The 20,817-nt window shown below is 70.2% G+C and carries 23 protein-coding genes; 11 read left to right on the top strand and 12 right to left on the bottom strand.

Features of this window, described 5'->3' with window-relative positions; translation table 11 throughout:
* Nucleotides 1-15: 15 nt before the first annotated feature.
* Nucleotides 16-666, top strand: a complete 651-nt coding sequence (locus ACIA6A_RS13165; protein ID WP_396097784.1) for a TetR/AcrR family transcriptional regulator — start codon at nt 16-18, stop codon at nt 664-666.
* Here ACIA6A_RS13165 and mycP read toward each other — a convergent pair.
* Together mycP and ACIA6A_RS13175 are read right to left on the bottom strand one after the other, a co-directional pair.
* The gene (mycP, locus tag ACIA6A_RS13170) at nt 663-1,787 is read right to left on the bottom strand and encodes a type VII secretion-associated serine protease mycosin (protein ID WP_396097785.1); all 1,125 of its coding nucleotides are present in this window, start codon (nt 1,785-1,787) and stop codon (nt 663-665) included. The genes ACIA6A_RS13165 and mycP overlap by 4 nt on opposite strands.
* A gap of 1,222 nt (nt 1,788-3,009) precedes the next feature.
* Nucleotides 3,010-3,396 carry a hypothetical protein gene (locus tag ACIA6A_RS13175; protein WP_396097786.1) on the bottom strand — a complete coding sequence of 129 codons (387 nt, stop codon included), beginning with the start codon at nt 3,394-3,396 and terminating at the stop codon, nt 3,010-3,012.
* A gap of 598 nt (nt 3,397-3,994) precedes the next feature.
* Here ACIA6A_RS13175 and ACIA6A_RS13180 point away from each other — a divergent pair.
* From ACIA6A_RS13180 to ACIA6A_RS13190, 3 genes are read left to right on the top strand one after another with little or no spacing between them, the layout of a single operon-like run.
* Nucleotides 3,995-4,384 (top strand): HPF/RaiA family ribosome-associated protein, encoded by a 390-nt coding sequence (locus ACIA6A_RS13180; protein ID WP_396097787.1) that lies wholly within the window; start codon nt 3,995-3,997, stop codon nt 4,382-4,384.
* 23 nt (nt 4,385-4,407) lie between these two features.
* Nucleotides 4,408-4,782 (top strand): VOC family protein, encoded by a 375-nt coding sequence (locus tag ACIA6A_RS13185; RefSeq protein WP_396097789.1) that lies wholly within the window; start codon nt 4,408-4,410, stop codon nt 4,780-4,782.
* Nucleotides 4,779-5,252 (top strand): flavoprotein, encoded by a 474-nt coding sequence (locus ACIA6A_RS13190; RefSeq protein ID WP_396097791.1) that lies wholly within the window; start codon nt 4,779-4,781, stop codon nt 5,250-5,252. The genes ACIA6A_RS13185 and ACIA6A_RS13190 overlap by 4 nt, the downstream gene beginning before the upstream one ends.
* On the opposite strand, the gene ACIA6A_RS13195 is transcribed toward ACIA6A_RS13190, so the two are convergent.
* Nucleotides 5,237-5,629, bottom strand: coding sequence for a winged helix-turn-helix transcriptional regulator (locus ACIA6A_RS13195; protein WP_396097793.1), 393 nt, complete (start codon nt 5,627-5,629; stop codon nt 5,237-5,239). The two genes, ACIA6A_RS13190 and ACIA6A_RS13195, sit on opposite strands and share 16 nt — an antisense overlap.
* 64 nt (nt 5,630-5,693) lie before the next feature.
* Between ACIA6A_RS13195 and ACIA6A_RS13200 the strand changes: the two genes are divergently transcribed.
* Together ACIA6A_RS13200 and ACIA6A_RS13205 are read left to right on the top strand one after the other, a co-directional pair.
* Complete coding sequence (locus ACIA6A_RS13200) at nt 5,694-6,434, top strand: SDR family NAD(P)-dependent oxidoreductase (protein ID WP_396097794.1); 741 nt, start codon at nt 5,694-5,696, stop codon at nt 6,432-6,434.
* Nucleotides 6,435-6,453: 19 nt separating this feature from the next.
* Nucleotides 6,454-7,272, top strand: coding sequence for a TrmH family RNA methyltransferase (locus ACIA6A_RS13205; RefSeq protein ID WP_396097795.1), 819 nt, complete (start codon nt 6,454-6,456; stop codon nt 7,270-7,272).
* 38 nt (nt 7,273-7,310) lie between these two features.
* Here ACIA6A_RS13205 and ACIA6A_RS13210 read toward each other — a convergent pair whose 3' ends face one another.
* A complete protein-coding gene (locus ACIA6A_RS13210) occupies nt 7,311-7,742 on the bottom strand; it encodes an SRPBCC family protein (RefSeq protein ID WP_396097796.1) in 432 nt (143 codons plus the stop codon).
* A gap of 51 nt (nt 7,743-7,793) precedes the next feature.
* Here ACIA6A_RS13210 and ACIA6A_RS13215 point away from each other — a divergent pair, with 51 nt between their 5' ends.
* Entirely contained in the window at nt 7,794-9,833 is a 2,040-nt protein-coding gene (locus tag ACIA6A_RS13215; RefSeq protein ID WP_396097797.1) for a methyl-accepting chemotaxis protein, read from the top strand.
* On the opposite strand, the gene ACIA6A_RS13220 is transcribed toward ACIA6A_RS13215, so the two are convergent.
* Both ACIA6A_RS13220 and dhaL read right to left on the bottom strand, forming a co-directional pair.
* Nucleotides 9,794-10,252, bottom strand: coding sequence for a protein-tyrosine phosphatase family protein (locus ACIA6A_RS13220; RefSeq protein WP_396097798.1), 459 nt, complete (start codon nt 10,250-10,252; stop codon nt 9,794-9,796). The two genes, ACIA6A_RS13215 and ACIA6A_RS13220, sit on opposite strands and share 40 nt — an antisense overlap.
* Nucleotides 10,249-11,907, bottom strand: a complete 1,659-nt coding sequence (gene dhaL / locus ACIA6A_RS13225) for a dihydroxyacetone kinase subunit DhaL (RefSeq protein WP_396097799.1) — start codon at nt 11,905-11,907, stop codon at nt 10,249-10,251. Before dhaL ends, ACIA6A_RS13220 begins: the two co-directional genes overlap by 4 nt.
* A gap of 190 nt (nt 11,908-12,097) precedes the next feature.
* Between dhaL and argS the strand changes: the two genes are divergently transcribed.
* On the top strand, nt 12,098-13,714 hold the full coding sequence (gene argS / locus ACIA6A_RS13230; protein ID WP_396097800.1) for an arginine--tRNA ligase: 1,617 nt from the start codon (nt 12,098-12,100) through the stop codon (nt 13,712-13,714).
* Here the strand turns inward: argS and ACIA6A_RS13235 are convergent.
* The gene (locus tag ACIA6A_RS13235; RefSeq protein ID WP_396097801.1) at nt 13,709-14,638 is read right to left on the bottom strand and encodes an RDD family protein; all 930 of its coding nucleotides are present in this window, start codon (nt 14,636-14,638) and stop codon (nt 13,709-13,711) included. The genes argS and ACIA6A_RS13235 overlap by 6 nt on opposite strands.
* Nucleotides 14,639-14,678: 40 nt before the next feature.
* Here ACIA6A_RS13235 and ACIA6A_RS13240 point away from each other — a divergent pair, with 40 nt between their 5' ends.
* Complete coding sequence (locus tag ACIA6A_RS13240) at nt 14,679-15,674, top strand: stage II sporulation protein M (protein ID WP_396097802.1); 996 nt, start codon at nt 14,679-14,681, stop codon at nt 15,672-15,674.
* A 14-nt stretch (nt 15,675-15,688) separates the two neighbouring features.
* Here the strand turns inward: ACIA6A_RS13240 and ACIA6A_RS13245 are convergent, their stop codons facing one another.
* From ACIA6A_RS13245 to ACIA6A_RS13255, 3 genes are read right to left on the bottom strand one after another with little or no spacing between them, the layout of a single operon-like run.
* The gene (locus ACIA6A_RS13245; RefSeq protein WP_396097803.1) at nt 15,689-16,066 is read right to left on the bottom strand and encodes a hypothetical protein; all 378 of its coding nucleotides are present in this window, start codon (nt 16,064-16,066) and stop codon (nt 15,689-15,691) included.
* Nucleotides 16,063-17,463, bottom strand: coding sequence for a hypothetical protein (locus ACIA6A_RS13250; RefSeq protein WP_396097804.1), 1,401 nt, complete (start codon nt 17,461-17,463; stop codon nt 16,063-16,065). Before ACIA6A_RS13250 ends, ACIA6A_RS13245 begins: the two co-directional genes overlap by 4 nt.
* Nucleotide 17,464: 1 nt before the next feature.
* Nucleotides 17,465-18,283 carry an NADase-type glycan-binding domain-containing protein gene (locus ACIA6A_RS13255; protein WP_396097805.1) on the bottom strand — a complete coding sequence of 273 codons (819 nt, stop codon included), beginning with the start codon at nt 18,281-18,283 and terminating at the stop codon, nt 17,465-17,467.
* Between the two features lie 210 nt (nt 18,284-18,493).
* Here ACIA6A_RS13255 and ACIA6A_RS13260 point away from each other — a divergent pair, with 210 nt between their 5' ends.
* Complete coding sequence (locus ACIA6A_RS13260) at nt 18,494-19,087, top strand: DUF5753 domain-containing protein (RefSeq protein ID WP_396097806.1); 594 nt, start codon at nt 18,494-18,496, stop codon at nt 19,085-19,087.
* A gap of 1 nt (nt 19,088) precedes the next feature.
* On the opposite strand, the gene ACIA6A_RS13265 is transcribed toward ACIA6A_RS13260, so the two are convergent.
* Complete coding sequence (locus tag ACIA6A_RS13265; protein ID WP_396097807.1) at nt 19,089-19,271, bottom strand: DUF397 domain-containing protein; 183 nt, start codon at nt 19,269-19,271, stop codon at nt 19,089-19,091.
* A 154-nt stretch (nt 19,272-19,425) separates the two neighbouring features.
* On the opposite strand from ACIA6A_RS13265, the gene ACIA6A_RS13270 reads away from it, so the two are divergent.
* On the top strand, nt 19,426-20,322 hold the full coding sequence (locus ACIA6A_RS13270; protein WP_396097808.1) for a helix-turn-helix domain-containing protein: 897 nt from the start codon (nt 19,426-19,428) through the stop codon (nt 20,320-20,322).
* On the opposite strand, the gene ACIA6A_RS13275 is transcribed toward ACIA6A_RS13270, so the two are convergent.
* Nucleotides 20,311-20,748, bottom strand: coding sequence for a DUF6232 family protein (locus ACIA6A_RS13275; protein ID WP_396097809.1), 438 nt, complete (start codon nt 20,746-20,748; stop codon nt 20,311-20,313). The two genes, ACIA6A_RS13270 and ACIA6A_RS13275, sit on opposite strands and share 12 nt — an antisense overlap.
* Nucleotides 20,749-20,817: the final 69 nt, after the last annotated feature.

Below are 20,817 nucleotides of genomic sequence, written 5' to 3' on the forward strand. Positions count from 1 at the left end.
GGTTAGTCTTCGGGGGTGTCTACTCCGTTGCGGCGCGACGCCCGCCGAAACCAGGAACGCCTGGTGGCGGCGGCGGCCGAGGCCTTCCGTGAACGCGGCCTCCAGGTTCCGCTCGAAGAGATCGCCCAGCGCGCCGGGGTCAGCGCCGGCACCCTCTACAACCGGTTCGGCGGTCGCGACGCCCTCATCGACGCCGTCATGCCGGCCCTGGTGGAAGCCCACGTCCGGGAGGCGCTCGACCAGGCGTCAGCCCTGGTCGACCCGTGGGCCGGGTTCGAGCTGTACGTGACGCTGCTCTGCGACATGCAGGCAACCAGCCCCGCCCTCAACGACGCGGTGACCCGCCGCTTCCCGGCCGCGGCCGAGCTGACCGCCATCTGCGATGCGCAGATGGCCAACGCCCAGACCCTCGTCGACCGGGCCCAGCAGGCAGGTGTTCTCCGCCCGGACTTCACCACAGCGGACATGGCCTACATCTTCTGGTCGATCGCCGCCATCGTCCGCGCCACGAACGAGACGGCCCCGGAAACCTGGCGCCGAGCCCTGGCCCTCACCCTCGACGGCTTGCGGACCCCGGCAGCCCACCCCCTGCCACAGCCCCCGCTGACCACAGCCCAGGTCCACGAAGCGATGCTCGGCCTGGGCGACCGCCGCCCCCGCCCCTAACGCCGCCGCCCGCGCCCGCGCCCGACCAGGAAAGCGACCAGCAACCCGCCGACAAGGAGCACACCCCCGGCGGCGACCCCGGCCACCAGGAGGGGAGAGGTCCGCTCGGTTCCTGCTTGCTGACCGAGACCGTTCGGCGGCGAAGTATCCGGGCTGGATGAGGCTGACGACGGCGCCGCGGCTGGAACATCAGCGGTCAAGGCCCGCAGAACATCCAGCCGCCCGTACCCGTACTCATCATCGCGGCCGGGTTTGCCGGCATCCCGAGCGGTAGCGGTGATCCGGTGAACCACCTCATCGGCCGAAAGCTCCGGAAACCGAGCCCGAACCAGAGCAACCGCCCCGCTGACCACAGCAGTAGCCTCACTGGTCCCGCTGCCCTCGTAGTAGCCGGACCCAGAAATTCCCGTCGTGACGATGTCTACCCCCGGCGCTACAACGTCGACCTGGGGACCGGTCTGAGAGAAGTCGGCGATGCCGCCATCCTGGTTTGACGCTCCGACGGTCAATACTTCTGGGTACTTTCCGGGGTAGTCCCCGCGGGGCCCGTCCAGGTTTCCTGAGGAAGCTACGACGACGATGTCAGCGGCTTTCGCATCACGGATCGCATTGTGCAGAACGGTATCATCCATGCCACCGAAGGACATGTTGATGACGTTTGCACCGTGCTGCTTTGCGAAGATGACTGCTTGGGTTACATAGTCGTGAGTTGTAATGGCATTGATAGGACTTCGAATAGGAAGGATCTTTGCCTCAGGGGCGATCCCGAGGACGCCGCGGCCGCCCCCGTGGCCTCGTCCTGCGATGATTCCTGCCATCTGGGTTCCGTGTCCGTTGATGTCATCACGACCGTCACCGATAGGGTCCGGCAGGAGATCGGTCCCGGCAGCAACCGCGTCGGAGAGATCAGGGCTGTCGGTGGAGACTCCCGTGTCGATGAGTGCGACGGTGACGCCGGCACCCCGCGAGATCTTGTGTACTCGGTCCGCCGCGAGAGCATCCAGATGCCATTGTGCGTCTCTGATTGAGTCTGCATAGGCCGCAACGGGCGGCCATCCGACGAGAGCGGAAGCCGTCGCCATGACGAAGCCAAAAATCATCAATCGCTTCAGCGGCCTCACCGGTCGAGTCCGATGACGCCAGGACCGGGTCCGTGATCGTGCCGGTGGCGATGTGGTCTGATGACCGGCGAAACTCCCTCGATGACACCCCAGGTCTGATCCGCTGCACCGCCGGCCGAAGAGCTTTCACCAGAACGCTTTCGGCGGTCCGCAGCCTGGCCAGGGCGCCCTCCGGTCGGCTGTCCCATGAGCCCCGGTGTCGAGGGCGCGGTCCTGTTCAATCCAGGGTTTGCCCCGATGACGCTTCCTGAGGGCATTGCTGTGCGAACAGGAACTGCCTGCCGACCAGGAGGTGTGGACGGCCGGAAAGGTAGCGGGGTCCCGGGAGCCCCGGTACGCACTCCGCCAGCGCCGCCGAACCCTGGAGGTATCACCAATCCGCCGGTGCCACCGATGAGCCCGCCTGGTGCACCAGGGGGGACGCTGCCCACACCGGGCGCTCCGGCGCCCCCGACAGCGCCTGGCGGCAGTACGTCGCCAACTGCGACGGGCGGCACGAGACCGGAAAGGACGGGTCCTAAGTCTGTTCCCGGAGGCGGGCCGGCGGTATCAGGGACCCTGATCGGTTCCGTTGTGGGCACGGGTGGATTGTGCGGGACCGGAACAGGTATCGGTGTGGCCCGCGGGGACGTGGGACGTGTCCCAGCATCCCCGACCGAACTATTTTCTCGATCGATCGGAGAGCCTGTCTCGCCGGGAATCTCTCTGCCGGTCCCGCCGTCCCCGCCGTCCGCCCGGAACAGGTCGGGCGGCTGTAGCTGGGTGCTGTGGTCGGCGATGGCTGACTCGGCGGCCTGCATTGCCAGGCGGGCTTTGGCGTCGTATTCGTCTTCGGCCTGGTCGGCCCAGCGGGGGATGAGGTCGTCGGAGACCTGGGCTCGTTGGCCGATCATGGGCTGGATGGTGGTCTGGGCCTCGGCTATGGCCTCGATGATGCCGCGGAGTCCGGCCCGGGTGTCCTCGGCCCGGGTGAGGGTTTGTTGCATCGAGGCCGCGAGGATGTCCATGCGGTCGATGAATTCCCGGGCTGAGGCGTTCTTGTCCGGCGGCCAGGCCGCGGCGAGTTCTTCCTTGGCCGCGAGCAGGCGGCGGTGCTGGGTGCGGACGTCGTGGGTGAGGGCGTCCCAGTCGAAGATGCGGTCCGCGCCGTCGCAGGCATTCTCGTGGCGGAGCATCTGCCAGATGTCGGGGAGCGTGTAGGCGTCCCAGTTTGCTCCGGCCATCACTGCTGTCCTTCGTGCGGGGACGGGGACAGAGTCGCGGGCTGGGTGGGGCCGGACAGGAGGGCTTCGACGCGGCGCTGGGCCTCGTCCGCGGTGATGTCGGCGTCGGCGAAGGAGCGGGCGATCTCTTCGGCGGCCTGGGCGAAGATGGTGGCCGCTCGGCGGTATTCGCGGAGGTTGGCCTCGGTGTTCTCGAGGACCTGGGCGTAGAGCGCTTTGGCGGTGAGGGTCGTCTCGCCGGGGATGGCGGTGCCGAAGACCACGCCGTGGTGGTGGAGGTCGGCGCCGCGGGCGGCTGCTGAGCGGAAGCCGTCGTCCGCGTCCGTACGGATGGTGTGCGCGAAGTCGGTGACCTGCTCGGTCGCGATCTGTACCCCGTCGGCCATGATTCCTCCCCGCTTGCGCACCGCCGATCATATCGAGCAATACCAACACGTGCGAATTCCTGGAACCGTTCAGACAATGTGTGATCTGTTCCTCGAAATTGATCAAGAGAGTGCGATGGAATTGATCATGATTGGGGGTCGGGGATCATGAAAGGCGATCGCGAGGCAGGCGGAAGAGCGGTCACTTCGGACCAGCCGGCAGGCACGAAGCCGATAATCGGCAGCCTGGAAGGCCAGAACGCGAAGGGCCGGGCCGCGGGGAGGGCCGGGCCGCAGGGAGGGCCGGGCCGCGGCCGGGCCTGCCGGGAGGGCTCGGTCGTGGGGGAACGGCACCGCGGGGAGGGCTTGGCCGTGGGGGTGCGGGGAGGGCTTGGCCGTGGGGGTGCGGGGAGGGACCGGCCGTGGGGAACGGTGCTGCGGGGAGGGGCCGGCCGCGGGGCAGCGGGAGGGCTGAGGGCGGGGCTGCGCCGAGGGGAGGCAGGGCCCGGGGTGGGGGAGAAGGCTGGGTGGACGGCTGAGGAAAGTGGGGCGGGGAGGTGCTTCTTCGGTGGGAAGCGGGTAGGAGGCGATCAACAGTCCCAACGAAGGGAGACTACGGATGAGTGTCGCGGCAGAACCGGCCACCGTTGAGCAGTGCCTGCGGACCGGGGGCGGGTTTTCGCAGGGTGATCTGAACTGGATCGCCGAGCAGTTCGCAACGCTCGACGCGCGGCTGACGTCGTTCCCCGCGGAGACCACCGCGCTGGAGATCTCGGTCAAGGATCGGGAAGCGCGCGGTCAGAAGGTCACCCTCGAGTGTTTCATCGCCGGCCGGCAGACGATCGTGACGACGTCGGCCGAGGAGGATCTGCACGCCGCCCTCAATGACGTACGTGATGACCTGCGGCGCAAGCTGGACGACTCCAAGACCAAGCAGGAGCCGCGGCACAACCGGCATCTGCGGGAGGGGCGCCCCGATCTGGCGCAGGACCCGGGTCAGTTGATCTGACGGATCTGGGGCAGCATGGTCGGGTGATCGATATCCGTATCGCCCGGCCGTGCCCCGATCTTGCCGTCACGACCCGGTTCTACACCGAGGGCCTCGGTCTGGAAGTGCTCTGGCAGGGCTCCGGTGAGCACGACATCGTGATGCTGGGCCGGCGCGACGCCGCGTGGCATCTCGAGCTGGTCGGTGGTTCCGGCGCCGTGCCGGCGCCGAGTGCCGAGGACCTGCTGGTGCTCTATCTGGGCGGTCCGGTCGACGATGATCTGGTACGCCGCATCGAAGCGTCCGGCGGCCGCAGGGTCTCGCAGAGCGACTATTGGGACCGCTGGGGTGTCACCTTCGAGGACCCGGACGGTTACCGACTGGTCCTGTCCACCCGGGCCTGGTCCAACGCGGAATGAGCGACCTGCGGATCGTTGTCTGCGGGGCGGGCCCGGCGAACGAGGTGGGCCGGCTCGTCGTGGATGCTGTCGAGCGGGGATGGACCGTGGATGTGACCGCCACCGCGGCCGCGCTCGGCATGATCGATGTAGCCGAGATCGCGGAGCTGAGTGGCCGGCCGGTGCGGACGACCTACGGGTACGCCCCCGACGGCACCCGGGTCTCGCCGGCCGCCGACGCGTTGATCGTGGCGCCCGCGACGTTCAACACGATCAACAAACTCGCCGCGGGGATCGCTGACACGTACCCGCTGAGTTCGGTCGCCGAGGTGATCGGGCGAGGGGTGCCGACCGTGATCGTGCCGGTGGTGAACGTGGCCCTTGCGGCCCGGGCGCCGTACCGGAACGCGGTCGAGGGTCTGCGGGGTGAGGGTGTGCTTTTTGCCGTTGACGGCACGCAGGCGCTCGCGCTGCTTCAGGCGGCGTCGTAGCGGCTCTGGGCCTCGAGCAGGTCCGGGGTGTGGTTGCCGAACCAGCCGAGCAGTGCGCAGAGCGGTTCCGCGAGGCTCATGCCCAGGTCGGTGAGGGTGTACGTGACCTGCGGCGGGACGGTCGGCTGCACGTCGCGCCCGACGAGGCCGGCCCGGACCAGGTTCTTCAGGTTCTGGGAGAGCATTTTTTCGCTGATGCCGCCGATCTTGTCGCGCAGGGCGGCGAAGCGGTGGGGTCCGGTGATCAGCGCGGCCACGATCAGCAGCGACCAGCGGGTGGTCACCTGGCTCATCACCGGGCGCGACGGGCAGGTGCTCTCGAACGTGTCGCCGGCGAGCAGGCGGTTCGCGGTGGCCATCAGGTCGGGTGTCTCCACGGGTAGGAGCTTACTGAAAAGTACGTACTTCCCGAAAGTTAGCTGCTTTCCTAGCGTTAGCCGCATGGAGAACAACACCACTGCCATCGTCACGGGCGCCGCCAAGGGCATCGGCGCCGGGATCGCTCGCGCTCTCGGGGCCGCCGGGTACGCCGTCGTCGTCAACTACCGCAGCGACGCCGAGGCCGCCGCGGTCGTCGTGAAACAGATCACCGGCAACGGCGGCCGGGCCGTCGCCGTGCAGGCCGATGTGAGCGACAAAGAGCAGGTCACCACGCTGTTCGCCGCCGCTCGGGACGCGTTCGGGACGGTCGGCGTGCTGGTCAACAACGCGGCCATCGCCACGTTCGGCCCGCTCGAGGCGATCACCGCGGAAGACTTCCACCACCAGCTGGGCATCAATCTGCTCGGCCCGATCCTGACCACCCAGGCGTTCACCGCCCAGGCCGACGGTCCCGCGTCGATCATCAACGTGTCGACCGCCGGCACCTCGACGCTGCCGGCGTACGCGGGGCTGTACGTCGCGACGAAGAGCGCGCTGAACGCGTTCACGGTGATCGCGGCCAAGGAGCTCGCGTCGCGGAACATCCGGGTCAACGCCATGGCCCCGGGCGTCTCCGACACCGACGGGACCCGGTCGAGCGGCTTCATCGGCTCCGAGCTGGAGGCGCAGGCGCTGACGGAGATCCCGCTGGGCCGGCTGGGCGTACCCGACGATTATGGCCCGGTCGCCGTCTTCCTGGCGTCGGCGGCGTCGCGCTGGATCACCGGGGATGTCCTCCTCGTTTCCGGAGGCCAACGCTGACCCCGTAACGTTGGACGACGTGCCCCGAACCCTTCGCATCACCTCGCGCAACGCCACCTTCCAGCAGTGGCAGGCGCTGCTCACCAACCGTTCGAAGCGGCAGCAGACGGGGGAGTTCCTCGTCCAGGGCGTGCGCCCGATCTCGCAGGTCGCCGAGCACGGCTGGCGGATCCACATGCTGCTGATGTCCGACGCCGGTGGCGGCCGGTCCCGGTGGGCGCGTGACCTCGCCGACTCCACGGACGCGCCGCGGGCGCTGGTCGCCGCGGAACTGATGGCCGAGCTCGGCGGCAAGGAAGAGGAGACCCCCGAGCTGCTCGCGGTGGTCGGCCTGCCCAAGGACGATCTTTCCCGGATCACCGTACGGCCACAGCTGCTCGTTGTCGTCTTCGACCGCCCCGCCACCCCGGGCAACGTCGGCACCCTGATCCGGTCGGCGGACGCGTTCGGGGCGACCGGGGTGATCGTGACCGGGCACGCCGCCGACCCGTACGACCCGCGGGCGGTCCGGGCCAGCACCGGTTCCGTGTTCGCCCTGCCGGTGGTCCGGGTGCCCAGCCACCGCGAGGTGCTCGACTGGGTGGCGCAGTCGAAGACGCCGATCCAGGTCGTCGGCACCGACGAGAGCGGCCCGGTCGACATCGCCGAGCACGACCTGACCGGGCCGACCGTGCTCGCGGTCGGCAACGAGGCCCAGGGCCTGAGCGCGGCCTGGCGGGAGTCCTGCGACCAGATGGTTCGCATCCCGATCACCGGCGCGGCCAGCTCCCTGAACGCCGCGTCGGCCGCCACCGTCGCGCTGTACGAGACGGCCCGTCAGCGGCGCACCGTCCGATAACGGCACCGTCCGATAACCGGCACCGGCCGGGGTGGGGGTCAGAGCTTGCCGAGGACCTCGGTGAGCCGGGCGGCGGTCTCGGTGCCGAGCCGCTCGAACTCGAACTTCATCACCGGCGTGGCCAGTTTCGCCACGCCGTGCATCTCGAGCACGAGGTGGTAGGTCACCTCGCTGCCCTCCCCGGCCGGGTGCACGGTGATGGTGTCGGTGGAGGTGGCGCCCTCGTTGCGGCCGACGAAGACCAGCCGGTCGCCGTCCGCCTCCTCCAATGTGTAGGTCAGCTCGGTGGTGATGCCCATGACCTTGCTGACGTTGTGCCAGCTGGAACCGGGCACGATCGGCCCGGCGTCGTTGCGGGTGGTCCGCTGGGTGCCCGGGTCCCATTCCTCGGTATGCCCGAAATCACGCAGGTATTCCAGCACCGGCCCGGCCGGGGTGGTCACGGTGAACGTCCGGTTGATTGTGATCATCGTTGTCCAATCTAAGGGATCGGTGTCGTCCGGCATGGTGAAATCAGATCTATGCCGACGCCACGGCCGCTACGACCGGTGCTGGCCGTAGCCGATCTGATGCGGACCAGCACCCGGCTCGGCGTGCTCGTCCTGGTGCTGATGATCCCCGGTGTGACGGCCTCGTACGGGTACGTCCGGGAGATGCAGAACAAGATCGCGTTCAGCGCCAGTGAACGGGACGGCCTCGAGGTGGTCCGTCCCACGCTGCTGGCGCTGGCGGCGACGGTCGGCGGCGACCGGCCCGACCTGACGGCCGTCCGTTCCGCGGCGGCCGCCCATCCCGGGCTGGGCCTCGGCGACGCGGTCTCGGCCCTCCCGGAACCGGTCAGCACCCCCACCGAACGGCTTGCACTCGCGACCGCGCTGGCCGAGCTGGTCACCCACGCCGGTAACACCTCGAACCTGATCCTCGACCCCGATCTGGACTCCTTCTACGTGATGGACGCGCAGATCGTGCAGTTGCCCAAGGCTCTGGCCGCCGCGGCCAAGGTCGCCGCGTCGGACGCCTCGGACGGCACCGGCGCGGTCGCGGACCAGGCGGTCCGGGCCGGTGAGCTCTCCTCCGCCGCCGACAGCCTCGGGTACGACGTGCGCACCGCGACGGCCAGCACCGCCATGAACAGCCTCGACACCCGGCTCGGCGCGGTGAACGAGGCCGCCACCGCGGTCGCGGCCCTGGCCACCGGGCTCACCGAGACCCTCTCCGATCCGGGACCGGCCGATGTCACCGCGGCCGCCACCGCCCTGAGCGAGGCGGTCCTTCCGCTGGCGGCCGTGCTCGACGACCTGCTGCGTACCCGGATCGACGGTTTCGCCCGGGAACGCCTTGTCGTCCTGAGCATCACGCTCGGCGGCTTCGCCGTGGCGGCCTGGTTCGCGGCCGCGGTGATGTGGCGGACCCGCCATGACGTCGCGCTTGCCGTCCGGGGGGTCACCGCGATCGCCGACGGTGACCTGAGCGACCGGCCGCTGCCCGCCAGCCGCGACGAGGTCGGCGACATCGGCCGGGCCCTCGCCGCCGCCCGTACCCGGATGCGCGACCAGGAGCGGGAGCTCACCCGTGGACAGGCCGCCCGGGACGAGGAGACCAGGATCAGCTTCCGGCACCAGAACCAGGCCGAACGACGGCTCCGTGACCGCGCCCAGGTGATCATCGACGAGTCCGCGACCGGGATCGCCGGGGAGCTGCGCCTGGTCACCGACCAGGTCGCCGACGTTCGGGATGCCGCCGCCACCATCGGCGCCCGGATCTCCGCCGCCGAGGCGGCGACCTCGGTGGTGACCGACCACGCCCGCCGCGCGGAGCAGGTCATCGGGTCGCTCCAGCAGAGCCTGGACCGGGTGGCGGCAACGGCCGCCCTCGTCAACGGCATCGCCGGGCAGACCCGGCTGCTGGCCCTCAACGCGACCATCGAGGCGGCCCGGGCCGGCGAGCTCGGCCTCGGCTTCACCGTGGTCGCCGACGAGGTCAAGGAGCTGGCCACCCGCACCTCCGAGTCCACCGATCAGATCGCCGCCACCATCGCCGAGCTGACCCGCGACACCGACCAGGTCTCCACCACGATCGCGGCCATGGTCACCGGGATCGCCGGGGTCGGCGCCGCCGCCGTCGCGCTGCGCGAGGTCGCCGTCGAGCAGGGCAGCGTGGTGGACCGGTTGACCAGCCGGATGGCGCGGACCATCGAGGAGGTCGACCTCATGTCCGGCCTCGCCGCCCAGCTGGAACGCCGCCTGGAGGAACGGGTCGCCACGACCGGCACCGTCCACCTGAACCCGGCGGACAGCTCCGGGGTGATCGACGCGCTCCTGGTCAACATCAGCCGCAACGGGTTGCGGGTGACCCTGCCACCCGGCACCCGTCTCAACAGCGGTCAGATCGTCGAGGTCAGCGGTCTGGGCCCGGCCACCGACCCGATCACGCTTCCGGCCCGCGTACAGAACCGTACGGACGATCAGGCCGGTCTGCAGATGATGATCGGTGACCCGGCCCTCGCCACCCGGGTCGAACGCTACGTGACCGCCCTGACCGACGGGAACATCCGAACATAACGACGCTGCCAGGGCGTTTCCACTGCACGCCGGTGGTAATGCGCCCGGACGTATTCGACGGCTTCGCGAGCCGGTACGCCGTCGAGCACGGCTAGGCAGGCCAGCGCCGTACCGGTCCGGCCCTGCCCGCCCCAGCAGGCGACCTCGACCCGCTCGGTGGCGGACCGTTTCCAGACCTCGAGCAGCAGTTCCGTGGCCTGCCGGCGGTCAACCGGGAGCAGGAAGTCCGGCCAGCGTGCCCACCGGCTCTCCCAGCCGAAGCCGGGCGGGGGCCGGCCCAGGAGATAGACCCCGAACTGGGGTGCCGGCCCACTCGGCAGCGGATGCCGGAGCCCTCGGCCCCGGACCCGGCGTCCGGAGGGCAGCACCAGGACGCCCGGACTCGCCGGACCCCAGCCGGCGGACGGTTCCGGGGTCATCCGACTGCCCGTGCCACGGCCTCGAGCCACAGGACGACCGCGTGGGCGCCCGGGTCGGGGTGGCCGATCACGCGTTCGCCCAGGTAGCTGGAGCGGCCCAGACGGGCGGTGATCGACGCGATCCGCTCGGTGCCGGCGCGGGCCGCCCCGATCGCCGCGGTCAGGTCCGCTCCCGAGGTCAACGCGTCCGCCGCCGGGGCCAGGGCGTCGACCATCGTGCGGTCGCCCACCTCGGCGCCGCCCACCTCGCGGATGCCGTCGGTCCCCGCCCGCAACGCCGCTGCCCAGGCCGTCGGTCCAGCTGCCTCCAGGGCGGCCGCGGCGCGCAGGAGCAGGATGGCGTAGAGCGGGCCCGAGGTGCCACCGACACTGCGTCGTACCGTCGCTGAAGCAGCTCGCAACACCGCGGCCGGCCCCTGCTCGCCGGGGTATTCCGGCCCCTCGGCGAGGATCGCGGCCGCACCCCGCGCGAGGCTGATGCCGAGGTCACCGTCGCCGACCTCGCGGTCCATCGCGGTCAGTTCGTCGCGGTGCGCGATGAGCGTCTCGGCCACCGCCTCCAACGCGCGGCGCAGCGGGTCCGCGGGCGTCAGCGTGCCCGTCACGGCCGGCGCGGCGGGCGGTGCGGGCCGGACCGCACCCTCAGGACCGGATACCGTACGCGGCCAGCCCGGCGCCGTGGTCGCCGCGTCCAGCAGGCCCAGCAACTCCTCGTCGACCGGGAGCAGGCTGATCGACACCCCGGCCATGTCCAGCGCGGACAGGAACGTCCCGGCCCACACCCGGGACGCGGTCACGCCCCGTTTGCGCAGGTCCCGTACGGCCGCGTCGGCGACGATGGACAGCTCCATGGGCGGTGTCGAGCCCAGCCCGTTGACCAGCACCGCGACCTGGTCGCCGGCGGTGATGCCCCGGTCGTCGGCGATGGTGGCGACGAGCCGGCCGGCCACGTCCGCGGCGGGTGGCAGCGTCGCGCGTTCCACGCCGGGTTCGCCGTGGATGCCCAGACCCCACTCGGCCTCGTCCGCGCCCAGCAGGAACCCGGGCTGCCCGGCCGCCGGGACCGTGCAGGCGCTCAGCGCGATCCCCATCGAGCCAACCGTGCCGGCCGTGCGGCGGGCCAGCCGGGCCACCTCGGCCAGGGGGAGCCCGGCGGCGGCCGCGGCGCCGGCGACCTTGTGCACCAGGACCGTGCCGGCGATGCCGCGGCGGCCGGTGCCGGAGGCCTCGGCGAGCGCGACGTCGTCGGCGACCACCACGGTCTCGATCTCGATGCCCTCGGTGCGGGCCAGCTCCGCGGCGAGGCCGAAGTTGAGCCGGTCGCCGGTGTAGTTCTTGACGATCAGCAGCACCCCGCCGGGGGAGGCGACCGCGCGGATCCCGTCGAGCACCGCGTCCACCGACGGGGAGGTGAACACCTCGCCGGCGACCGCACCGGTCAGCATGCCCGGGCCGACGTACCCGGCGTGGGCCGGTTCGTGTCCGGCGCCGCCGCCGGAGAGCAGGGCCACCTGGCCCGCGGCGCGTACCTTGTCGATGTCGGAACGGACCACGGTGGTGGATCCGGCGAGCCGGGCGATGCCGGCGCTGGTGAGGGTGAGACCGTCCAGGGCTTCGCCGACCACATCGTCGGCGGCATTGATCAGCTTCTTCACCCCGGCGATTGTCCTCGCTCCGGCCGTGAATTTCGCGCTAGAATCTCGCCGTGCCCAGCATCAGTCAGGAGCGACGCCGGATCATCTCCCTCCGGCTGAGCTGACGCACGTCCTCCACCGGCGGGTTACCCGCCGGTGTCGCAGGTGACTCCCGTGGGTCCCGCCCCTCGTATCGTCGACGGGTCCCACCATGAATCTCGAAGAACTGCTCACCACCCGGCTGGCCGCGGCCTTCCCCGAGCCCGCCGTGCGCCGCTCCCCGCACGCCGACTTCCAGTCCGGGGCGGCGCTGGCACTGGCCCGTGAGCTGGGCCAGCCGCCGCGGGAGATCGCCGCCGAGGCCATCGCCGGCGTCGACCTCACCGGGGTGGCCACCGCCGAGGTGTCCGGGCCGGGCTTCGTCAACCTCACCGTCACCGACGAGCTGATCGCCGCCGCGCTCACCGCGCTCGTGGCCGATGATCGGCTCGGGGTCGCGCCGGCGCCACAGCCACGGACCGTGCTGGTGGACTACTCCGGGCCCAACGCCGCCAAGGAACTGACCGTCGGGCACCTGCGCTCGACCGTCATCGGCGACGCGGCCGCGCGGATCCTGGAGTGGCTCGGGCACGACGTCGTGCGCGCCAACCACCTCGGCGACTGGGGCACGTCGTTCGGCATGCTCATCGAACACGTCCTGGAGGTGCCGGACGGCACGTACCCCGAGGCCCGGGCCCGGTTCGCGGCCGACGAGGCGTTCCGGGACCGGGCCCGGCTGCGGGTCGTCAAGATGCAGGCCGGCGACGCCGAGACGCTCGAGCTGTGGCGGCGGCTGGTCGACGGGACGAAGCAACAGCTGCTCACCGCGTACCGTAGGCTGGGGGTGACCCTCACCGAGGGTGACTTCGCCGGGGAGAGCGGCTATCACGACCTGCTCGGATCCGTGGTCGACGAGCTGACGGCGAAGGGCCTGCTGGTCGACAGCGATGGTGCGCTCTGCGCGTTCCCGGCCGGCTTCACCGGCCGCGACGGCGGTCCGCTCCCGCTGATCGTGCGCAAGAGCGACGGCGGATTCGGGTACGCGGCCACGGACCTCGCGGCGTTGCGGCATCGCACCGGGACCCTCGGCGCGACCCGGCTCCTGTACGTCGTCGGAGCCCCGCAACAGACCCACTTCGCGATGGTGTTCGCCGTGGCCCGGGCCGCCGGCTGGTTGCACGACGCGGTCAGCGCCGAGCACATTGCGTTCGGCTCGGTGCTCGGCGCGGACGGCAAGATGTTCCGCAGCCGGGCCGGGGGCGGGATCTCCCTCGACGCCCTGCTCGATGAAGCCGAGGCCCGGCCCGCCGCCCTGAACCCCGACCCGGCCGTGGCCGCGGCCATCGGCGTCGGGGCGCTCAAGTACGCCGACCTGAGCGCCGACCGGCGCGGCGACTACGTGTTCGACTGGGACCGGATGCTCGCCCTGACCGGCAACACCGGCCCCTATCTGCAATACGCATATGCGCGGATCAGCTCCCTGCTCGACAAGGCCGGGACCTTCACCCCCACGGTGGCGATCGGCGAGCCGGCCGAACGGGCCCTCGCGCTGGAACTCCTCGCGTTCGAGCCGGTGGTGCACACCGTGGCGGAGACACTCGACTTCCACCGGCTGGCCGGCTACCTGCACGGGCTCGCGGCCCTGTTCAGCACGTTCTACGAGAGGTGCCCGGTACTCAAGGCCCCGGACGGCGTACGCGAAAGCAGGTTGACGCTCTGTCTGGTGACCGGGCGCACCCTGCGGCGTGGCCTCGACCTGCTCGGCATCGCCACCCCGGCGCGGCTATGACCGGTCCTGGCGCTCCTTCGCGACACCGAGAAGGGGCGGGTGGCTGACCGGCGGATCCCAGGTCGGGCCGTTGGCCGGCCACTCCGGACGGCCGAAACCGGGCCAGATCCGCTGGGTCAGCGCGCGGGTGGTGTGCACCTGCTCGCCGGCCCGGCGGCGGCGCTCGGCCAGGACCGCGCTGAGGAACATCCACGGCGGCACCCCGGGCGGTGCCGTCCGGGCGATCCGGGCGGTCACCTCCGCGGCCAGGCTGTGTGCGAGCCGCGCGTTCATCGGCTCCCGGATGTCGCGTACCCGGGCCAGGAAATGCCGCGCGGCCAGGGCAAGATCGTCGTCGAGGTGCGTCAGGTCCAGCTGGGTCGCCCAGGGCCCGAGATGCGGCGGCATCGCCGGCACCCACCCCCACGGCACCGGGGTCCGCTCGTGCACCACGAACGTCCCGGCGGCCAGGTCCCCGAGCCGGCGGCCCTGCGGCGAGGCGATCATCGTGGCCAGCGCCACCGCCCACGTGAACGGCGGGAACAGCAGCCCCGGCCACTCCACGGCGACCCCGACCAGGCTGCGGGTCAGCGCGTGCCGCAGCCGGATCGGCCCGCCGTCCTCCCGCACCACCCGCAACCCCATCACCCGTTTGCCCAGGCTGCGACCATTGGTCAGGGTCTCCGAAACCGTCGGGTACGCGATGAAGGCCACCACCACGGCCACGGTCGCCAGCGCCTGGATGAGCGCCTCGTCGGTGTAACTGTTCAGCACCGTGCCCGCGATCGCGCCGGTCACCAGGAAGAACGTCAGGCCCAGCCCGACCTGCACCACCATGTCGACCAGCAGCGCCAGCCCCCGGGAGCCGACCCGGGCATGCCGGACGTCGACCTCCACCGCCTCGCCGTTGACTAGCTGTTCCCCAGCGGGCACCACCACGGTCATGCGGGTAGTTAACCCGATCGGCGCCCGTTACGCTGCGCCGGTGGACCTGGACGCGTATGTCAGTGAGCGGCGCGGCGAGTGGAACCGCCTCGAGGCCCTGACCCGACGCCGGCGCCTCGACGCACACGAAGCCGATGAGCTGGTGCTGCTCTACCAGCGGGCGGCCACCCACCTGTCTGTGGTGCGCAGCCACTCACCGGACCCGATCCTGCTCGCGTTCCTGTCCCAGCTGGTGCTCGCGGCCCGATCGGCGGTGACCGGGGGCCGCCGGTTCTCCTGGCAGCCGGTGATCCGCTTCTTCACCACGACCCTGCCCCTGGAGCTGTACCGCGCACGCCGCTGGTGGCTCACCACCATGGTGCTCAACGTCCTGGTCGTCGGCGTGCTGATCGTCTATTTCTCCGGCCGCCCGGATCTCATAGAATCGTTCTCGCCGGGCGTGCTGAGCAGCACATACGCCAGCGACGACTTCGTCGACTACTACAGCGAGTTCCAGTCGCAGAACTTCGCGGCCCAGGTCTGGACGAACAACGCCATGATCGCCGGCCAATGTCTGGCCTCAGGCGTGCTCATCCTGCCGGTCTTCTACGTCCTGTGGGAGAACATGCTCGGCCTAGGACTGGCCGGCGGTCTGATGATCTACTCGGGCCACGGCGACACCTTCTTCACCTACATCCTGCCGCACGGCTTCCTGGAGCTGACCTCCATCTTCGTGGCGGCCGGCGTAGGGCTGCGGACAGGGTGGGCCTGGATCGCCCCGGGCCCGCACCGCACCCGCGGCCGGGCGCTGGCCGACCGGGCCCGGGCGGGCATGCTGGTCGCGCTCGGCCTGGTCGTGATGCTGTTCGTCGCCGGCCTGCTGGAGGCCTACCTGACCCCGTCCGGCCTCCCGGACGCCGTCCGGATCGGCGTCGGCTTCCTGGTCTGGGTCGCCTTCCTGACCTACGCCCTCGGCGTCGGCTCCGCCGCCCACCACCGCGGCGAGACCACCGACCTGGCCCCCGAACACACCGTCGCCGAAGTGCCGACGGCCTGATCCCGGCGCCACCGTCAGAACAGTCCCTGTGCCGCCTCCGTCAGCTCCTTGACCGCCGCGGCCACCTCACCGACCGGACGGACACCTGCGGCCAGCGCGCTCAGCAGCGCGGTCACGGTGAAAGCGTTGGGCTTCTCGCGGCTGAGTTCCTGGGCGATCGTGCCGGTGGCGCCGAGCAGTTCCCCGCTGTTCGGCAGTTCCGCGGTATGTGCCCGGATCAGCTCGATCAACTCGGCCAACCGTTGTGACACCTCAGCATGAACGGGATCGGCCGAGGTCTCCTGGACGACGCTGTTCGTCGCGTGTGGGTCCCTGCCGACGGCGAACGCACCGGCGTTGACCGTGGCGTCGCCGCTCATGATCACACCATGGTTGGGTACGGGCTCGGTCATGCCTTCTCCTTCTGGTTCTCCTTTATGAAGGAGCGGACGGTACGGACCGTTCGGGCCCCCGCTCCCACGGCCACGCTTTCGGCGTTGACGGTGCCGCCGGACATCATCACGCCGCTGTTGATGATGGTCACCTGTTGCTGACGGGTGCTTCTCGTGTCGATGTGGTGTCTCTCGAGGAAGGCGTTGAGTGCCTCCAGGACACGCCGCTCGATGAGCTTCGTGTGCATGTCGTGGTCGACCCGCTGGAAGTAGTGCCGGAACGCCCCGGCCATGCCTTGTTCGCGGATGCTCGGCGGCGCACCGTAGTCGGCTGAGGTATGAGATCCGGTGGACTCCGGTAGCGAGTTCGAGGCAATGAGCCGGGCTACTCGCCCCGGCGCGAGGACGAGGTTCGGAACAGTCGCGACGAGGCTTTCCATGATGACGGTCAGCGAGGACCGGAAGCCTGGCCACGAGACCATGCGGTCCACCGTCCGGAAGCTGTCCCGCAGCGGCGGGACGACGCAGTAGGCGGCCTCGGAGAAGAGATGGTCGCCGGAGATGACGAAGCGGACGAACAGCGTCACCACCATCTCGCCGCGCCAGTCCGCCACCCGCACAGCCAGGTAATGCCGGACCTGGTGCGTCGGGGCGCCCATGAATCCGGCCAGGCGATCGCTGGGAACCTGAGTCTCCGGCCGCGAGCAGTTGCGCGGGAACAGCCATCGCTGATCCCGCGCGTCCGTGCCGTTGACGAAGAGCCGGTTTTCGACCGTCAGTGCGGGGATGCGCAGATCGAGGATCTCCGCGGTAACCGAGCGGTAAAGGGCCTCGACGGTGAACGTCTCCGGGATCCGCGTTCCCTCGGGAGCGGGCGTGCCCTGGCTGAGGTCGGTGATGAAGGACCAGCTCTCGCCCTTGACGCCGGACCCGGCGAACGGTGAGAAGTCGCTGTAGACCGTCACGTTTCCCTGGGCCAGGCGGCTCATCTCGCCGAGCCTGCGGGCATCGCTCGCAGACGGTTCGGGTGCCGAGGACGCGGCGAAACGATCTCGGTGGAACTGCGGGAGTACCTGGAACCGATCGAGGCAGGCGAGAACGAGCACCACCGCCCAGGCCAGTGCCAGCAGTCGGCCGGCCGCCGCGAGCAGGGGCATCCCGGACCATGCGGCAACGATCGCGGCACCCAGGAGCAGACTCAGGACGATGTCGCGTCTGGTGCGCCGGCCGGCCGAGGCCAGGCAGTGCCGGACCACGGGCACAAGATCCACACCGTAGTGCGGAGCGACGGCCCGGGTCTCGTCGCGCAACTGCTGGACCACCGAGTCGGCGAACTTGCTGTCCAGATAGGCCGCCGCGCACAGCAGCCGGGTCGACTCGGTCGCGTGGTCGTCGTCCTGCCTCTCGGAGTGCGCCATGTCAGTCGACGACCCATCCGGAGAATACGACTTCCGATACGGCGGTGAAGTCCCGGTTTGTCTTCCGGCTCGATGCCAGGATGGTCATCTGCACCACCAACACCTCCGCGTCGACGTCATTGGCCTGTGGCTCGGCCAGGTCAGCGTAGGTCCATTCGTAGCTCGCGGCGTCGAAATCGAACTGAGCCTGTGTGACCCGTCGATTCTCCTCGAAACGGTTGATACCTGACAGGGAGTCGATCTTCGCGTATCCGGGAATCATCGCGACGGAGGTGATGTGAACCCGTTGTGGGAAGGAGAACGTGATCTCCTCACCTACCGCAGCACCCGGAGCTCGCCACGCGGTGGTGGCATCACCGTCGATCATGTTTTCCGCGGCGAAGGTGACCACCTCGCCGCCGGCGTCCTTGCCGCTGGCCGCGGTCGACGTGGCGGTTGTCGTGAGCGGGCTGATGGTGACCACGGTGGGTGGCTCGGCCGTGCGCGGCGGCTCGGCAGTCCACGGCAGATCGGTGACGGTGGGGCCCGGCGACACGACCTCCGGGGTTTCCGGTGCCGTCACGATGAACACCCCCGTGATCATCATCGCGACCACGGATGTCGCCAGACCCGCCAGGCCAGCGGCTGAGGTGAGGCCTGCCGCAGTCGGCCCCTGGACGACCGCGATCAGACTGACGGCGCAGACGAGGCCGCCCACGGTGAGCGTGATCAGCGGCATGGGCGCCGGAATGACGGCGAGTACCAAGGCGACCATGCCGCCGATGCCGCTGAACAGGCCCAACTGGATGTCGTCCCGGTGAGCTTCGGCATGGATCGTCATCGGCCCCCCCGATCGTCGTGCGCCACGTCGTCGGGAATAACGGGGGCTGGGCGGCAGATGGCATGCGCTGTGCGGAGGAGAGTTCAGAACCGTGTCGGGTCTGACTCTTCAGTCGAACCCGTTAGGGTGCCGTGTCAGTATTATCTGCGAATCGCAGATTGCACTTGGCAGTCCTCCTAGGCTGCAGGAGAGAGCGGCGGAGGTATTCGCATGGTGGTTCCCAACTGGGTCTCGGGCCCGTACGCGCAGCTCCTGACGCTGGAGCGAGAGGCCACGCAGATCCTGCAGCGCCAGCCGTTTTTCGTCCCTGGCGTGCTGCAGACCGAGCGGTACGCGGCTGCGGTCGTCGGCGAGACCACCGGGCTGGCCGCCGGTGATCCGGAGCTCGGCAAGCGGGTGGCGCTGCGGATGCGGCGGCGGGCCGGGTTCCAGGCCCGGCTCGAGGGGGAGCGGCCGCCGGCGCTGGCGGTGGTGCTGCACGAGGCCGCGTTGCGCCGCCCGGCCGTGGCGCCCGCGACGATCCGGGAGCAGGTCGAGCATCTCCTCGAGGTGATCGCCGGCTATCCGTCCGTGCGGATCGCGATGGTCTCCGCGGAGGGGCCCGGGGCCGGGGGGACGTTCGAGGTCTTCGTCCGCGACGGGGTGCCGCAGGCCGCTTTCCGTGAGGACGCCGACGGCGACCGGCTGGTGACCGACCCGGCCGAGGCCGGCCGGTTGCGCGCGGACGTCGAGGCGCTGCTGGCGTCGGCCGAGGCCAGCGAGAAGGCGTCGCAGTGGCTCGAGCGGATCGCCGCGGGGCTCTGAGTCAGGACTGTTTGACGCCGGCCACGAATGCGCGGAACGTGGCCAGGTCGAATGTCAGCACCGGCCCGTCCGGGTCCTTGGAATCGCGCATCAGCACGCTGCCGGCCTCGACTGCGACCTCGTCACAGGCGCCGCTGGCGCTGCGGGTGCTCTTCCACCACAAAAGCTCACTCCGGTCGGTCATCAATTCACAATACCCGCGATCCGGTCGTACGCAGCGGTGCGGAATGCCTTTCTTTTCCATCATGGACACTGAATTAAGCGATTCTCCGCTAGAATCCCGCAGATGGAGTTCTGCCGTTTGCGTATTGCAGATCAACACCGGGGGAGGGCGGGCCGTGGCTGACCGTGGCCCGCACCCGGCGCCGGTCGGCCCGACGGTGGCGCGCGAGCGGCTCCGGCTGCGCCTGCGGGAGTTGCGCGACCTCAGTGGCCTGGCCACCGATGCCGTGGCCCGGCGGATGGACTGGTCGCCGTCCAAGCTGAGCCGCATCGAGAAGGGCGACGTCACCATCCAGCCGATCGAGGTGCGCGCGCTGCTCGCCCTCTACGGCCGGGGCGACGAGGAGGAGATGGCCGAGCTCACCAGTCTGGCCCGCCGGTCACGGACCCGGCAGTGGTACAGCCGGCATCGGCTCAACGGCGACTATCAGCGATTCGTGGCCTATGAGAACGAGGCCTCGACCATCAACATCTGGCAGGTTCTGTTCGTCCCTGGGCTGCTCCAGACCCCCGAGTACGCGCGCGCGGTCACCGCGTTGTCCATTCGTCAGGCCCAGAACCACCCCGATGTGACGACCCGGGTGGAATTGCGTCTCGACCGCCAGCGCGCGTTCCGGGAACGGCTCACGCAGCCCCATCCGCCGCGCATTGTCGTCGTCCTCGACGAGTCGATCCTGCGGCGCCCGATCGGCGGCCCGGCGGTCATGGCGGCCCAGCTCGGCCACCTGCTCGCCCTGGCTGAGGATCCGGTCTACACGATCGCGGTCGCGCCCTTGGACCTCACCCAGCACCCGGGTCTGGCCGGCACCTACGAGCTGCTCGAGTTCGCCGGGACGGGGGATCCCGACGTGCTCTTCGTGGAGGCGGCGGCGGCCACCGACGACCTGAGCCTGGATCCCGAGATGACCGCGCTCTACCGCGACATCACGGCCGACCTGCTCGCCGCCGCGCTGACCGGCGACGCCGCCCTGGAGCTGATCAGCACGGTCCGGACGGCGATGTCAGCCGGCTAACGGGTCGCGGTTGATCTCGAGGGCCCGGATGACCGCGCGGCGGACCTGTTCGAACTCGCGACGGTCGGCGCCGCTGAACAGCTCGACCTCGCCGCCGCGGTAGGTGACCCAGAGCTCCATCCGCCGGGGGCTGCGCCGCTTGTCGATCACCAGCCCGGCGGTGACGCCCAGGGCGGCCAGCAACAGGGCGGCCGGCAGGGTCGTGGGCCGCACGAGTGCGGCCAGGGCCAGCGCGGCGGCGCCCGCGACGAGCGCGACCGTGCGGGCGGGGTGGGTGCGCACGTGGACCCGGCGCGCGCCGGCCGGCATGCCGGCCGGATAACGGCCGACGGAGTTCTGCACGTACCAGCTCGTGACGGTGATGCCCGGCCCGTCGTAGAAGACGATCCAGCCGCTCTGTCCCGGAGCCTTGAAGTTGACTGTCATGGCTGCCTCCCGTGACCCATCCAAGAGTTCATGGTCAGGGGTGACATGCGCCGACAGCAATAGGCATTC

The sequence above is a fragment of the Actinoplanes sp. NPDC051494 genome (assembly GCF_044454705.1).
GTDB lineage: Bacteria > Actinomycetota > Actinomycetes > Mycobacteriales > Micromonosporaceae > Actinoplanes.

Coding starts and splice junctions, on each gene's coding strand:
- ACIA6A_RS13175 (WP_396097786.1), bottom strand. CDS start 3,396: ATGGCCGACGGGGTACAGATCGCGACCGAGCAGGTCACCGACTTCGCG.
- ACIA6A_RS13180 (WP_396097787.1), top strand. CDS start 3,995: ATGAGTGTCGCGGCAGAACCGGCCACCGTTGAGCAGTGCCTGCGGACC.
- ACIA6A_RS13190 (WP_396097791.1), top strand. CDS start 4,779: ATGAGCGACCTGCGGATCGTTGTCTGCGGGGCGGGCCCGGCGAACGAG.
- ACIA6A_RS13200 (WP_396097794.1), top strand. CDS start 5,694: ATGGAGAACAACACCACTGCCATCGTCACGGGCGCCGCCAAGGGCATC.
- ACIA6A_RS13210 (WP_396097796.1), bottom strand. CDS start 7,742: ATGATCACAATCAACCGGACGTTCACCGTGACCACCCCGGCCGGGCCG.
- ACIA6A_RS13215 (WP_396097797.1), top strand. CDS start 7,794: ATGCCGACGCCACGGCCGCTACGACCGGTGCTGGCCGTAGCCGATCTG.
- ACIA6A_RS13220 (WP_396097798.1), bottom strand. CDS start 10,252: ATGACCCCGGAACCGTCCGCCGGCTGGGGTCCGGCGAGTCCGGGCGTC.
- argS (WP_396097800.1), top strand. CDS start 12,098: ATGAATCTCGAAGAACTGCTCACCACCCGGCTGGCCGCGGCCTTCCCC.
- ACIA6A_RS13235 (WP_396097801.1), bottom strand. CDS start 14,638: ATGACCGTGGTGGTGCCCGCTGGGGAACAGCTAGTCAACGGCGAGGCG.
- ACIA6A_RS13245 (WP_396097803.1), bottom strand. CDS start 16,066: ATGACCGAGCCCGTACCCAACCATGGTGTGATCATGAGCGGCGACGCC.
- ACIA6A_RS13250 (WP_396097804.1), bottom strand. CDS start 17,463: ATGGCGCACTCCGAGAGGCAGGACGACGACCACGCGACCGAGTCGACC.
- ACIA6A_RS13255 (WP_396097805.1), bottom strand. CDS start 18,283: ATGACGATCCATGCCGAAGCTCACCGGGACGACATCCAGTTGGGCCTG.
- ACIA6A_RS13260 (WP_396097806.1), top strand. CDS start 18,494: ATGGTGGTTCCCAACTGGGTCTCGGGCCCGTACGCGCAGCTCCTGACG.
- ACIA6A_RS13265 (WP_396097807.1), bottom strand. CDS start 19,271: ATGACCGACCGGAGTGAGCTTTTGTGGTGGAAGAGCACCCGCAGCGCC.
- ACIA6A_RS13275 (WP_396097809.1), bottom strand. CDS start 20,748: ATGACAGTCAACTTCAAGGCTCCGGGACAGAGCGGCTGGATCGTCTTC.